Origin of the sequence: Vulgatibacter sp., from assembly GCF_041687135.1 — a bacterium.
Taxonomy (GTDB): Bacteria; Myxococcota; Myxococcia; order Myxococcales; family Vulgatibacteraceae; genus JAWLCN01.
The window spans coordinates 1-13236 of sequence record NZ_JAWLCN010000015.1; the positions used below are offsets into that span (position 1 = coordinate 1).

Annotated in this window: 14 protein-coding genes; 12 read left to right on the plus strand and 2 right to left on the minus strand. The window is 71.1% G+C overall.

Annotated elements, in window-relative coordinates; all coding sequences use genetic code 11:
- The 12 genes from acpP to ACESMR_RS22480 form a co-directional block, all read left to right on the plus strand.
- Positions 1-226, plus strand: a 226-nt coding sequence (gene acpP / locus ACESMR_RS22425; RefSeq protein ID WP_373049367.1) for an acyl carrier protein, incomplete at its 5' end; no start/stop codon positions are given.
- A 149-nt stretch (positions 227-375) separates the two neighbouring features.
- A complete protein-coding gene (gene fabF / locus ACESMR_RS22430) occupies positions 376-1617 on the plus strand; it encodes a beta-ketoacyl-ACP synthase II (protein ID WP_373049368.1) in 1242 nt (413 codons plus the stop codon).
- A 3-nt stretch (positions 1618-1620) separates the two neighbouring features.
- A complete protein-coding gene (gene rpiB / locus ACESMR_RS22435) occupies positions 1621-2082 on the plus strand; it encodes a ribose 5-phosphate isomerase B (protein ID WP_373049369.1) in 462 nt (153 codons plus the stop codon).
- A gap of 22 nt (positions 2083-2104) precedes the next feature.
- The gene (gene glyA, locus ACESMR_RS22440) at positions 2105-3358 is read left to right on the plus strand and encodes a serine hydroxymethyltransferase (protein ID WP_373049370.1); all 1254 of its coding nucleotides are present in this window, start codon (positions 2105-2107) and stop codon (positions 3356-3358) included.
- Positions 3355-3825 carry a transcriptional regulator NrdR gene (nrdR, locus tag ACESMR_RS22445; protein ID WP_373049371.1) on the plus strand — a complete coding sequence of 157 codons (471 nt, stop codon included), beginning with the start codon at positions 3355-3357 and terminating at the stop codon, positions 3823-3825. Before glyA ends, nrdR begins: the two co-directional genes overlap by 4 nt.
- Positions 3822-5057 (plus strand): bifunctional diaminohydroxyphosphoribosylaminopyrimidine deaminase/5-amino-6-(5-phosphoribosylamino)uracil reductase RibD, encoded by a 1236-nt coding sequence (gene ribD / locus ACESMR_RS22450; protein ID WP_373049372.1) that lies wholly within the window; start codon positions 3822-3824, stop codon positions 5055-5057. The genes nrdR and ribD overlap by 4 nt, the downstream gene beginning before the upstream one ends.
- Before the next feature lie 11 nt (positions 5058-5068).
- Positions 5069-5719, plus strand: a complete 651-nt coding sequence (locus ACESMR_RS22455; RefSeq protein ID WP_373049373.1) for a riboflavin synthase — start codon at positions 5069-5071, stop codon at positions 5717-5719.
- A gap of 82 nt (positions 5720-5801) precedes the next feature.
- On the plus strand, positions 5802-7091 hold the full coding sequence (ribB, locus tag ACESMR_RS22460) for a 3,4-dihydroxy-2-butanone-4-phosphate synthase (protein WP_373049374.1): 1290 nt from the start codon (positions 5802-5804) through the stop codon (positions 7089-7091).
- Complete coding sequence (gene ribE, locus ACESMR_RS22465) at positions 7091-7564, plus strand: 6,7-dimethyl-8-ribityllumazine synthase (RefSeq protein ID WP_373049375.1); 474 nt, start codon at positions 7091-7093, stop codon at positions 7562-7564. Before ribB ends, ribE begins: the two co-directional genes overlap by 1 nt.
- Positions 7565-7987, plus strand: coding sequence for a transcription antitermination factor NusB (gene nusB / locus ACESMR_RS22470; protein ID WP_373049376.1), 423 nt, complete (start codon positions 7565-7567; stop codon positions 7985-7987).
- A 28-nt stretch (positions 7988-8015) separates the two neighbouring features.
- Complete coding sequence (locus ACESMR_RS22475) at positions 8016-8543, plus strand: M17 family peptidase N-terminal domain-containing protein (RefSeq protein WP_373049377.1); 528 nt, start codon at positions 8016-8018, stop codon at positions 8541-8543.
- A gap of 38 nt (positions 8544-8581) precedes the next feature.
- Complete coding sequence (locus ACESMR_RS22480) at positions 8582-10030, plus strand: ATP-binding protein (RefSeq protein ID WP_373049378.1); 1449 nt, start codon at positions 8582-8584, stop codon at positions 10028-10030.
- On the opposite strand, the gene ACESMR_RS22485 is transcribed toward ACESMR_RS22480, so the two are convergent.
- Together ACESMR_RS22485 and asnS are read right to left on the minus strand one after the other, a co-directional pair.
- The gene (locus tag ACESMR_RS22485) at positions 10027-11376 is read right to left on the minus strand and encodes an MATE family efflux transporter (RefSeq protein WP_373049379.1); all 1350 of its coding nucleotides are present in this window, start codon (positions 11374-11376) and stop codon (positions 10027-10029) included. The two genes, ACESMR_RS22480 and ACESMR_RS22485, sit on opposite strands and share 4 nt — an antisense overlap.
- A gap of 120 nt (positions 11377-11496) precedes the next feature.
- Positions 11497-12807, minus strand: a complete 1311-nt coding sequence (asnS, locus tag ACESMR_RS22490; RefSeq protein WP_373049380.1) for an asparagine--tRNA ligase — start codon at positions 12805-12807, stop codon at positions 11497-11499.
- Positions 12808-13236: the final 429 nt, after the last annotated feature.

The window sequence follows — 13236 nt, forward strand, 5'->3', positions numbered from 1 at the left end:
CGAGGCCAAGGTCAAGAACATCATCGCCGAGCAGCTCGGCGTGGGCGAAGACGAGATCAAGCCCGAGTCGAACTTCGTCGAGGACCTCGGCGCCGACTCCCTCGACATCGTCGAGCTGGTGATGGCGATGGAGGAGGAGTTCGAGGTCGAGATCCCCGACGAGGAGGCCGAGAACATCAAGACCGTCGGCGACGCCATCAAGTACATCAACGAGCACAAGAAGTAGGAAGCTCGCTGGTGGCAGGTCGAAAACGGCCTGGCACGCCACAGGGCAGGGGCTCGTGGCCGGTGGTTGGATGATCCCGGCCCAGCCCTTGGTTCAGCATCATCGGGTCCGCCATCGGTGGTGGGCCCCTGCCTGAAGGGATGGCAAGCATGCAGCGTCGCGTCGTCGTCACCGGTATGGGTCTGGTCACCGCGGTGGGGATCGGGGTGGAGCAGACCTGGCAGAACCTCCTGGCCGGCAAGAGCGGCATCGACCGGATCACGCTCTTCGACCCGACCGACTACGCCTCCCAGATCGCTGGCGAGGTGAAGGGGTTCGTGCCCGAGACCTTCATCGACAAGAAGGAAGCCCGCCGGATGGACCGCTTCGTCCAGTTCGGCATGGCGGCCTCGTCGATGGCCATGGAGATGGCCGGCTTCGACAAGCCCTTCGAGGGCGAGGAGTCGAGCCGCGTCGCCACCATCCTCGGCTCCGGCATCGGTGGCCTGGGCACCCTCGAGGAGGAGCACAAGACGTTGCTCGCCAAGGGCCCGCGCCGTCTGTCGCCCTTCTTCATCCCGATGATGATCGTGAACCTGCTGCCCGGTCACGTCTCGATCCGCTGGGGCGCCCGCGGTCCCTCCTGGTCGCCCGTCTCCGCCTGCGCCACCGGCGCCCACGCCATCGGCGAGGCGATGCGGACGATCCAGCGCGGCGAGGCCGACGTCGCGCTCTGCGGCGGCGCCGAGGCGGCGATCACGCCCCTGGGCATCGGCGGCTTCAACGCGATGCGGGCGATGTCCACCCGCAACGACTCGCCCCAGACCGCCTCGCGTCCCTTCGACAAGGACCGCGACGGCTTCGTGCAGGGCGAGGGCGCAGGCGTCTTCGTGATCGAGGAGCTCGAGCACGCGAAGAAGCGCGGCGCCAACATCATCTGCGAGCTGGTCGGCTACGGGAACAACGCCGACGCCAGCCACATCACCGCCCCTGCGCCGGACGGCGCGCCGCGGTGCATCGAGCTCGCCCTCCGCGACGCGAAGCTGCGGCCGGAAGAGGTGGGCTACGTCAACGCCCACGGCACCTCGACCCCCCTGAACGACGCCAACGAGACGGCGGCGATCAAGAAGGTCTTCGGCGCGCACGCCTACAAGATGGCCGTCTCCTCGACCAAGTCGATGACGGGCCACACCCTCGGCGCCGCAGGCGGCATCGAGGCGGTGATCAGCGCCCTGGCGATCAGCCGCGGCGTGCTGCCCCCGACCATGAACTACACCACGCCCGATCCGGACTGCGACCTCGACTACGTGCCCAACCAGGCCCGCGAGATCCGGGTCGACGCGGCGATCTCCAACTCCTTCGGCTTCGGCGGCACCAACGTGGTGCTCGCGATGCGCCGCTTCAAGGACTGATCCGTGAGCACGCAGAAGAAGGTCGCCATCGCCTGCGATCACGCGGGCACCGAGCTCAAGAAGGCCGTCGCCGCCATGCTCGAGAAGCGTGGCTTCGCCATCGAGGATTTCGGCACCCACGGCAACGACTCGGTCGACTACCCCGACTTCGCGTCGGAGGTCTCCCGCCGGGTCGGGTCCGGCGACGCGGCCTTCGGTCTGCTCGTCTGCGGCACCGGCATCGGCATGTCGATCGTGGCCAACAAATACCGCGGCGTGCGCGCCGCGCTCTGCCACACCGAGTTCGAGGCCCGCGCCACCCGCCAGCACAACGACGCCAACGTGCTCTGCCTCGGCGAGCGCGTGGTCGGTCTTGGCCTCGGTGTCGCCATCGCCGAGGCCTTCTACGACACCCAGTTCGAGGGCGGGCGCCACATGCGCCGCGTCCAGAAAATCGCCGACGCCGAAGCCGAGAATTCGCGCTAGTCGGCCTGCGAGGTAGCCTGCCATGCCGACGCTGCACGATCGTCCGCTCTCCGAGGTCGACGAGGCCATCTTCGCGCTCATCCGCAAGGAGGCGCACCGCCAGGCCGAGGGGCTCGAGCTCATCGCCTCCGAGAATTTCGTCTCGCAGGCGGTCCTCGACGCGGTGGGCTCGGTGCTCACCAACAAATACGCGGAAGGCTACCCCGGCAAGCGCTACTACGGCGGTTGCGAGGTGGTCGACCAGGTCGAGCAGCTCGCCATCGACCGGGCGAAGCAGCTCTTCGGCGCAGACCACGCCAACGTGCAGCCGCACTCCGGCTCCGGCGCGAACATGGCCGCCTACTTCGCGGTGGCAAGACCCGGCGACAAGATCCTCGCCCTCGACCTCAACTCCGGCGGGCACCTGACCCACGGCTCGAAGGTCAACTTCTCGGGCAAGCTCTTCGACATCGTTCCCTACGGGCTGAACGAGAACGAGACGATCGACTACGACGCGGTGGACCGCCTCGCCGCGGAGCACCAGCCGAAGATCATCGTGGTGGGCGGCTCCGCCTACCCGCGCACCATCGACTTCGGCCGCTTCCGCAAGGCCGCCGACAGCTGCGGCGCCAAGCTCGTCTGCGACATCGCCCACATCGCGGGCCTCGTCGCCACCGGCCTCCACCCCTCGCCGGTGCCCCTCGCCGAGTTCGTCACCTCGACCACCCACAAGACCCTGCGCGGTCCCCGTGGCGGCCTCATCCTCTGCAAGGAGGAGTACGCGAAGGCGCTCAACTCGCAGATCTTCCCCGGCCTGCAGGGCGGCCCGCTCGAGCACGTGATCGCGGGCAAGGCGGTGGCCTTCCTCGAGGCGCTCCAGCCGGACTTCAAGACCTACCAGCAGAACATCGTCGCCAACGCCCTGGCGCTGGCGAAGGGGCTGGTGGACGCGGGCCTGCGCCTCGTCTCCGGCGGCACCGACAACCACCTGATGCTCGTCGACCTGCGGCCGAAGAAGACCACCGGCAAGGTCGCCGAAGAGGCCCTCGGCAAGGCCGGCATCACCGTGAACAAGAACATGATCCCCAACGACCCGGAGAAGCCGATGGTCACCTCGGGGATCCGTGTCGGCACCCCGGCCCTCACCACCCGCGGCATGGGCGTCGCCGACATGGCGGAGGTCGCCAGCCTCATCGGCGAGGCCCTCGACAAGCCGGAAGACGACGCCCACCTCGGCAGGATCCGCGAGCGGGTCTTCCAGCTCTCGAAGCGCTTCCCCCTCTACGGTCTGCCGTGAAGTGTCCCTTCTGCGGGGAGCTCGAGGACAAGGTCATCGACTCCCGCCTCTCGCAGGATGGTGGCGCGATCCGCCGCCGGCGCGAATGCGTCGGCTGCGATCGCCGCTTCACCACCTACGAGCGGGTCGAGGAGGTCACGCCGCTCGTCGTCAAGAAGGACGGCAGGCGTGAGCCCTTCGATCGGCAGAAGCTGCTGGCAGGCCTGCAGCGGGCCTGCGTGAAGCGTCCGGTGAGCGCGGAGAACGTCGACCAGCTGGTCACCGAGGTCGAGCGCCGGCTCCAGGAGTCCGGCGAGAAGGAGGTCCCCTCCACCACCATCGGCGAGATGGTGATGGAGCGCCTCCAGCCCATCGACGACGTGGCCTACGTGCGCTTCGCCTCGGTCTACCGCGAATTCCACGACGTCACCGAGTTCATGAACGAGCTCTCGCGGCTCCAGGCGGAGCGCAAGGCGCTGAAGGCGTGAACCACGAGCGTTTCATGCAGCGCGCCCTCGACGAGGCGCGCAAGGGGCTCGGTCGCACCAGCCCGAACCCGCCGGTCGGGGCGGTGGTGGTGCGCGACGGCGAGATCGTCGCCGTCGGCCACCACGAGCGCGCGGGCGGGAGGCACGCCGAGGTGGTCGCCCTGGAGCGCGCCGGCGAGAAGGCACGCGGCGCCGATCTCTACGTGACCCTCGAGCCGTGCAACCACGTCGGCCGCACCGGGCCCTGTGCCCCTGCGGTGATCGAAGCGGGGATCGCCCGGGTCTTCGTGGGCTCTCCCGATCCCAACCCGATCGTCTCCGGGCGCGGCATCCGCCGGATGCGCCGGGCTGGGCTCGCCGTCGAGGTGGGGCTGCTGCGCGACGAATGCGACACGCTGATCGAGGCGTGGGCGCAGTTCATCACCAGCGGCAGGCCCTTCGTCACCCTCAAGGTGGCCAGCACCCTGGACGGCCGCATCGCCACCCGCACCGGCGACTCCCAGTGGATCACCGGCGAGAGGGCCCGCGGCCTCGTCCACGCGCTCCGCGACGAGGTCGACGCGGTGATCGTCGGCGCCGGCACCGTGGCAGCGGACGATCCGCGCCTCACCGCCCGGGTGCCGGGCGGCAGGGATCCCCTGCGCGTGGTTCTCTCCTCCCGCCTCGAGGTCTCGCCCCGGGCGCGGCTCTTCCACGGTGCGTCCGTTGCGAAGACCCTGGTCGCCTGCGTGAGCCCGGCGCCGGAGGCGGAGGCGGCGGCGCTGCGTGCAGCAGGCGCCGAGATCGTCGAGTGCCGGGGCGTCAACGGCCGCATCGATCTGGGCGATCTGCTCGCCCGCCTCGCGACCCTCGGCATCGTGCACGTGCTGGTGGAAGGGGGGGCGCGGATCTTCGGCGCCTTCCTCGCCGCCGGCTTCTGCGATCGGCTGCTCCTCCACTACGGCCCGAAGGTCTTCGGCGGCGGCCCCGCGTGGACCGACGAGCCGGCGGTGGCGCGGGTCGCCGACGCGCCGGGTTTCCGCTTCGTCCAGGTGAGCGAGCTCGGTGGCGATCTCGTGGTCGAGGCCCGGCCCGTCGAGCGGCACCCCGCGAAACGGACGGTCCGGACGAGCGTCGAGAAGGCGGACGAGAAGCAGGCCGCTGGCGGTTCCACCAGGCAGATCGGCGCCAGCGCCAGGGAAGCGGCGCCCGCTCGCCGGGCGAGCAGGCGTCGCAAGCCGGCGCTGGAGTAGAGGAGGCGCGCATGTTCACCGGGTTGATCCAGGACATCGGCGAGGTCGCCGCCCTCGAGCAGGGCGCCGCCCGTACCCGCCTCACCGTGCGGACTTCGAAGCTGCCTGCGGGGAAGCTCGCCCACGGCGAGTCGATCGCCTGCGATGGCTGCTGCCTCTCCGTCGTCGACCAGGCCCCCGGGCAGTTCACGGTGGAGGTCTCGCCCGAGACCCTCTCGCGGAGCTCGCTCGGCAGCTGGAAGGTCGGGACCCGCATCAACCTCGAGCGCGCGCTGGCGTTGGGCGACAGGCTGGGGGGGCACCTCGTCCTCGGCCACGTCGACGGGGTCGGTCGCATCGTGGAGAAGACGCCGGCCGGCGACTTCCTCACCCTCTGGTTCGAGGCGCCGGAGGCGGTGGAGCCCTGGCTCATCGAGAAGGGATCGGTCGCCATCGACGGCGTCTCGCTCACGGTGAACGAGATCCGCGGCGACCGCTTCTCGGTCATGCTCATCCCGGAGACGCAGTCGGCGACGGCGCTAGCTGGGAAGAGTGTGGGGGCGCAGGTCAATCTCGAGGGGGACGTGATCGGAAAGTACGTCGCCCGTCTCCTCACGCGCCGCGGCGGCGCCGGCGGGGGACGGATCGACGAAGCCTTCCTGAAAGAGCACGGTTTCGCGTGAGCATCCGAGACGCGAGCCACCCAAGTCCACATCGCGCGCACGGCGCGCCGGGCGTCCGGCTGCCGGGCCCGCTGGAGGCCATGTGAGCACCCGAGGCAAGAAGGCCCTCTCCTACGTCGAGAAGGTGGAACGGGCGATCGCCGAGATCCGCGCGGGCAAGATGATCATCCTCGTCGACGACGAGGATCGCGAGAACGAGGGCGACCTCTGCATGGCCGCCGAGAAGGTCACGCCGGAGGCGGTGAACTTCATGGCCCGCGAGGGCCGCGGCCTGATCTGCCTCACCCTCGAGGAGGAGGCGATCAAGCGGCTCAACCTGCCGATGATGGTCGCCTCCAACGAGTCGCCCTTCCAGACGGGTTTCACCGTCTCGATCGAGGCGGCCCGCGGCGTGACCACCGGCATCTCCGCCCACGATCGCGCCCACACCATCCTCACCGCCGTCGCCGACGACGCGCGCCCCGAGGACCTGGTCCGGCCGGGGCACATCTTCCCCTTGCGCGCCCGCAACGGCGGCGTGCTCACCCGCACCGGGCAGACCGAGGGCTCGGTCGATCTCTCCCGGCTCGCCGGGCTCAAGCCCGCCGGCGTGATCTGCGAGATCATGAACGACGACGGCACCATGGCCCGGATGCCGGACCTCGAGAGGTTCGCGGAGAAGCACGGCCTGGTGATCTGCTCCATCGCCGATCTCATCCGCTACCGCCTCGAGCGCGAGCGGCTGGTGCGGCGGGTCGGCGAGGAGACCGTGGAGATCCGGGACGTCGGCGCCTTCCGTGGCATCGCCTACCAGCTCCCCGAAGATCCCCGCACCCACGTGGCGCTCGTCCGCGGCGACGTGCGCGGCCTCGATCCGGTGCTGGTTCGCGTGCACGGCTCCTGCGCCGTCGGCGACCTCTTCGGATCGAGCGCCTGCACCTGCGGCGCGCAGCTGCGGCAGGCGCTGAAGCAGATCGCCGAGGCGGAGCGCGGCGTGCTCGTCTACCTGCAGCAGCAGGGCAAGGGCGGCGCCAGCGTGCTCAAGTGCGCGCGCATGGCGCCGGTGGAGGTCGACGACGGCAAGAGCACCGGCTCCTTCCGCGACTACGGCCTCGGCGCCCAGATCCTCTCCGATCTCGGGATCCGCAAGCTCGAGCTCCTCACCAACACGCCGAAGCGGCTGGTGGGCCTCGAGGGCTACGGCCTCGAGGTGGTCGGCAGGGTGGGCATCGACGTCGACGGCGCACCTGCGGAGGCGCGCCGGGGTGCAAAGCGTGGTAGCGGTGCTGCGACGCAGCGCACCGGCAAGGCAGCCGGCGGGACGCGCGCCGCCGCGAAGGTCGCCCGGGCCGGCAAGGCGAAGGCGAAGACGAAGACGAAGGGAACGAAGTGATGCGGAGCTACGAAGGAAAGCTGGTGGCGACCGGAATGCGGGTGGCCATCTGCGTCGCGCGGTTCAACGCCTTCATCACCGAGCGCCTCCTCGAGGGCGCCGTCGACACCCTCCGCCGCCACGGCGCCGACGAGGCGCAGATCCACGTCTATCGCTGCTCCGGCACCTTCGAGCTCCCGCCGGTGGTGAAGCGCGTGGCGATGTCGGGCAGGTACGACGCGGTGATCGCGCTCGGCGCGGTGATCCGAGGCGGCACGCCGCATTTCGAGTACGTCGCCGGCGAGTGCGCCAAGGGGATCGGCCAGGTCTCGATGCAGGCCGACTGCGCCGTCGCGTTCGGCGTGCTCACCACCGACAACGTCGAGCAGGCGATCGAGCGCGCCGGCACCAAGGCTGGCAACAAGGGCGCCGAGGCCGCCCTCGCCGCGATCGAGCAGGTGTCGCTCTTCCGCGCCATCGGGCAGGAGGAGTAGATGGCGACGCAGCAGCGGCACACCGGTCGCGAGCGCGCGGTGCAGGCGCTCTTCTCTCTCGAGAACGCCACCCCCGACGACGTGGGGCTGGGGCTCGAGCATTTCTGGGCCTCCCTCGACGAGGAGACGGGAGCAGGCGCCCGCGACTTCGCGGAGAAGCTGGTCCGCGGCGTGGTCGTCCACCGGAGCGAGCTCGACGACGCGATCCAGGCGCAGAGCGAGAATTGGCGCCTCGAGCGCATGGCGCGCGTGGACCGCAACGTCCTCCGCCTCGGGCTCTACGAGCTCCTCCACACCGAGACCCCGGCCCGCGTGGTGATCAACGAGGCGGTCGAGGTGGCGCGCACCTTCGGCGGGGAGAACTCCCCCTCGTTCGTCAACGGCCTGCTCGACAAGCTCGCCCGCGCGCACGGCAAGCTGTAGCGCCCCAGGCGAAGGAAAGGCCCGCCCCGTGAAGAAAGGCCTGCAGCTCGGCACCGCACCGCTCTCGCTCGACGGGCTCGACGGCCTGGGCGTCCCCGATCTCGTCGCCTTCGTGGCCGAGGACGAGCGGCCGCTGCGGGGACTCGCCGGGCTGGTCGACTGGCGGCTCTGCGGCGCGCTCACCCGGCAGGTGAAGGCGGAGCATTTCGCCGGCAGGGCCGGCGACGCGCTCCTCACCGTGAGCGGCGGCAGGCTTCCCGCTGGGCGGATCTTCCTCTTCGGGGTGGGGCCTTCCGCCAGCGTGGTGAAGGGCCGTCCGGGCGCGTGGCTCCACGAAGCACTGGATGCGGTGGCCCGTGCCGGCGGCATGCGGATCGCCCTGGCGCTGCCAGCCTGGGGCGACGTGCCCGTGAACGTGCTGGCCCGGGCGCTCACCGAGGCGGCGCGGGACGCGGGGCTCGAGCAGGTGGTGCTCCTCCACGGCGACGAGCGGGCAGCCGACCGGGCCCTCGCCGTGGCGGCGGAGACCTTCCCCGGCGTTTCGCTCCGGGCCTGAAGAAGGCGCGCCGCGATGTGTGCTAGCGTGCGGCACCGATGACCACGCCGTCCGCACGCACCAGCGAGATCCAGGCGGAGGCCCGCGCGCTGGCTGCGGCGCTCTCGCGGGCGCTGCTCGCCGGCGAGGAGGCGCAGGGGCAGGCGGTCAACGGCCTCTTCCGAACCGCCCACTCGCTCAAGGGCGTCGCCGGATTGCTCGGCGCGCAAGACGCGAGCCGCGTCGCCCATGCGATCGAGGACGTCTTCGACGAGCTGCGCCACTGCAGGGCGAGGCTCGTTCCCGGTTTGCGCGCCGCGCTCCTCGACGCCGTCGAGCGCTGCGTGCTCCTTCTCGACGGGCCCGACGGGGCGGAAGCCGCGCGCCTCTGCACGAGGCTCCGGACGCTGCTCGCCGAAGCAGCGGTGGAGGAGGGGGGCGACGCGATCGACTCCCTGGAGCTGCCGCCGGTCGTCGCCGAAGCCCTCACCGACTACGAGAAGGCGCGCCTGCGGGAGAGCCTGCGGCTGGGACGGCTCGTCCACCGGGTGACCGCGGGCTTCGGGCTCGACGACTTCGACACGGGGCTCGAGGAGATCCAGCGCCGCGTCTCCACCAGCGGCGAGCTCATCGCCACGCTCCCTGCCAGCACCGAGGCGGAGATCTCCTTCGAGCTGGTGGTGGCGACCTCCCACGACGCAGCCGCGCTCGGCGGGATCCTCGCCGGGCTGCCCCTGCGGATCGAGCCGGTGGCCCGCGCGCCACGCTCGGCGCCTGCGGCGGTGGCGGGCGACCCGGAGGAAGGGCAGGAGCAACGGGTCCGCGTCTCCCTCGCGGCGCTGCGCTCGCTGGAGGCCTCGGTCCGCGCGGTGGAAGCGCAGCTTCCGCCCGATCCCGATCCTGCGCTGCTGGCAGCCATCCGCCACCTCCATCGGGAGACCTGGCGCATCGGCCACGTCCCCGCTGCGGACCTCGCCGCGCAGGTGGAGCAGCGGATCGCCGCCGTCGCCACCGCCTGGGGCAGGCAGGTCGCCTTCCGGGCGGAGGGCGCCGGGGTCGAGATCGACGTGGCCACGGCGGAGGCGCTGGCGGAGCCGCTGCTCCACCTCGTGCGCAACGCCATCGACCACGGCATCGAGGCGCCGGGCGAAAGGCTGCGCCTCGGCAAGCCGACGATCGGGACGATCCGGCTCTCGTTCCGCGAGGCGGAGGGGCGCCTCGTCGTCCGCCTCGCCGACGACGGCGCGGGGATCGACGCGACGCGGGTGGCCGCAGCGGCCCGGACGCTTCTCGGCGTCGAACGTGTCGCCGCGATGGACCACGAGGCGCTGCTCCAGCTCGTCTTCTTCCCCGGCGTCAGCACCGCGGGGCAGGGTGGGCGTTCGGGCCGGGGCGTCGGGCTCGACGTGGTGCAGACCGCGGTGCTGCGCCTCGGTGGCACGGCGCACGTGGCCAGCACGCCAGGCGAGGCGACGGCCTTCACCCTCTCGCTCCCGGTGCCGGCCTAAGCTGCAGGCGCCGGCACCAGCTGCGGCGCCGGGGCACGGTGGCGCAGCCAGAGTCGGCCCCAGAAGAAGAGCGCGCCCGCCAGGATCTCGACGCAGAGGCCGATCCAGCCGCCCACCGCACCCAGGCCGAGGTGGATGCCGAAGAACCACGCGAGGGGCGGGGTGGCGAGCCAGGCGGTGAGGATGCCGGCGAGCGCCGGGATCCGGACGTCGCTGGTCCCGCGCAGCACGCCGCGGGCGACGATGTTCGCCGCGTCGAAGACCTGCATCACCGCGCCCACCGCGAGGAGCTGGAAGGCGACGGCGAGCAGCGCCCCGTCGGCGCTGAAAAGCGAGAGGATCCAGCGCCCGCCAGCGAGGAAGATCGCGCCACAGATCACGGCGTAGCTCCCTGCCACGCCGAAGGCGCGAACCGCCACCGGCACGACCAGGTGGCGCCGTCCGGCGCCGATCGCCTGGCCGGCGAGGACCGACGCGCCCTCGGCGATGGCGAAGGCCGGCAGGAAGACGAAGTGGAGGACCTGCACCGCGATCTGGTGGGCCGCCATCTGCATCTCGCCCATGCGCGCGATCATCGCGCCGAGCAGGGTGAAGGATCCCACCTCGAGCAGAAATTGCAGGCCGGCGGGAAGGCCGAGGGAGAAGAGCGGGCGCAGGTAGCGGCGCACCGCGCCGAAGCGGAAGCCGTCCTTCCGCTGGGAGAGGGCGATGAGCCCGGCCTCGATCAGGCAGGCGACGTTGGTCGCCAGCGCGGCGCCGACGACGCCCAGGTCGAGGACGAGGAGGAAGAGGGCGTCGAGGCCGACGTTGGCGACGTTGGCCGCCAGCGAGGCCACCATCGGCGAGCGCGAATCCCCCAGGCCGTAGCGGGTCTCGCGCAGGGCGGTGTAGGCGAGGACGAGGGGCGTGCCGAGCACGCGAACGACGAGGTAGGAGGAGGCCGCGCTGCCGGCGGCGCCGCCGCCCGCGAGGCTGGCTGCGAGCGGCGCGACGAGGACGCCGAACACCGCGGTGAGCAGCCCGAGGACGAGCGCGAGCACGAGGCCTGCGCCGAGGACGTCGGGGGCCGCCTCGCGCCGGCCTGCGCCGGCTGCCTGCGAGACGAGGATCTTGATGCTGCGGAGCAGGCCGATCGAGAAGCAGGCGAGCCCGAAGGCGATCAAGCTGCCGAGCCCCACGCCAGCCAGCGCAGCTGCGCCGAGGCGGCCGACGAAGAGCGTGTCGACCAGCGTCATCGCGCTGTAGGAGAGCATCGAGACGACGACCGGCGCCGAGAGGCGGACGATCGCGCGGGTCGGGCGCTCCTCCCACGCGAGGGAGCCGGGGCTGGCGGAGGTGGTTTCCATGGGGAAGGCGACCGGCCCAACTCCTCGGAACACGGAGCGATTCCCGACAGGCGGCCGGACGCGAAACGGCCGCCACCGGGGGGGCCGGGGCGGCCGTCCTTGCGTGCGCGGCGCTGCGGGCTACGGGGTCAGCCGCTCCATCATCCGCGGGTAGGGGATGGTCTCGCGGACGTGGTGGAGGCCGCACATCCAGGCCACCGTGCGCTCGAGGCCGAGGCCGAAGCCGGCGTGCGGCACCGAGCCCCACTTGCGCAGGTCGAGGTACCAGTCGAAGGCCTCGAGGGGCAGCTTGTGCGCCTTGATCCGCTCGACCAGCGTCTCGTAGCTCTCCTCGCGCTGGCCGCCGCCGATGATCTCGCCGTAGCCCTCGGGAGCGAGCACGTCCATGCCCAGCGCCACCCGCGGGTTCTGCGGATCGTGCTTGAAGTAGAAGGCCTTCAGCTCCGCCGGGTAGCGGTGGACCATCACCGGGCGGTCGTAGGCCGAGGCGAGGATCGTCTCCTCGTCGCCGCCGAAATCGTCGCCCCACTGGATCGGGTTGCCCGCCGCCTGCAGCACCTTCACCGCCTCGTCGTAGGTGATGCGGGGGAAGGGCTTCTTGATCGTCTCGAGCTTGGCGATGTCCCGCTCGAGGATCGTCTGCAGCTCCTTCGCGTGGTTCTCGAGGACCCGCTGGGCGATGAAGCAGATGAAGTCCTCGGCGAGATCCATGTCCTCCTCGAGGTCCATGAAGGCGACCTCGGGCTCCACCATCCAGAACTCGGTGAGGTGGCGGCGGGTCTTGGACTTCTCGGCGCGGAAGGTCGGGCCGAAGGTGTAGACCTTGCCGTAGGCCATCGCCGAGGCCTCGGCGTAGAGCTGGCCGGACTGGGTGAGGTAGGCCTTGCCCATGTCGAAGTAGGGGACCTCGAAGAGCGTCGAGGTGCCCTCGCAGGCGTTGGGCGTGAAGATCGGCGAGTCGACGAGCCGGAAGCCCTTGCCGTCGAAGTAGTCGCGGATCGCCTTCACGATGGTGTGGCGCACCGCCATCACCACGCGCTGGCGGTTGGAGCGCAGCCAGAGGTGGCGCTGATCCATGAGGAAGGCGACGCCGTGCTCCTTGTGGCCGAGCGGGTAGTCGGGGGCGGCCTTCTGGACCACCTCGACGTCCTTCACCCCGAGCTCGTAGCCGATGGGCGCGCGGTCGTCCTTCTTCACCGTGCCCCGCACCTTGATCGCCGACTCCTGCGGCAGGTGGTTGGTCTCGGCGAAGACCTCGGGCGAGACGTCGCCCTTGAAGACGACGCACTGGATGACGCCCGTGCCGTCGCGGACCTGCAGGAAGTGCAGCTTGCCGGAGGAGCGGCGGTTGTCGAGCCAGCCCCGGAGCTCGACCTCCTGGCCCTCGTACTTTCCGATCTCGTTGATCCATGCGCGCGGCAGCGTGCTCATGCGGAAATTCCTCCGAAATTTGGCGGCGGATGCTAGGGGCGGCAGCCGGCGATGGCAAGGACTGGCTGTGGCCGGTGCCGGATTGCCCCGAGAACGACCGGGGCGTCCGGATTCGTCCTGCGCGCGGGGCCTCGACAGGATCGATCGCAGGCACCTATGATCCATCCATGAACCCGACCCCTGCAGCAGCCGTGACGAACGCCTCCTCCCGCCGCCCCGTGCAGCAGGAGTGGAGGCGACTTCTCGGCTGCCTGCGTACCGCGTAGGGCAGCAGGGCCCCGGGCGCGGGACCCGCCGGAAGGCCGGAGAAGCGGCCACCGACCCACACCGATTTTGCTAGAGTCCGCCCGATTTGCGCGGCCGGTTGCGGCCGTGCGCGGGCATCGCATCGAGAGAGCCCCGAAGCGCCGCGCGCGCGGGGCCGACAGG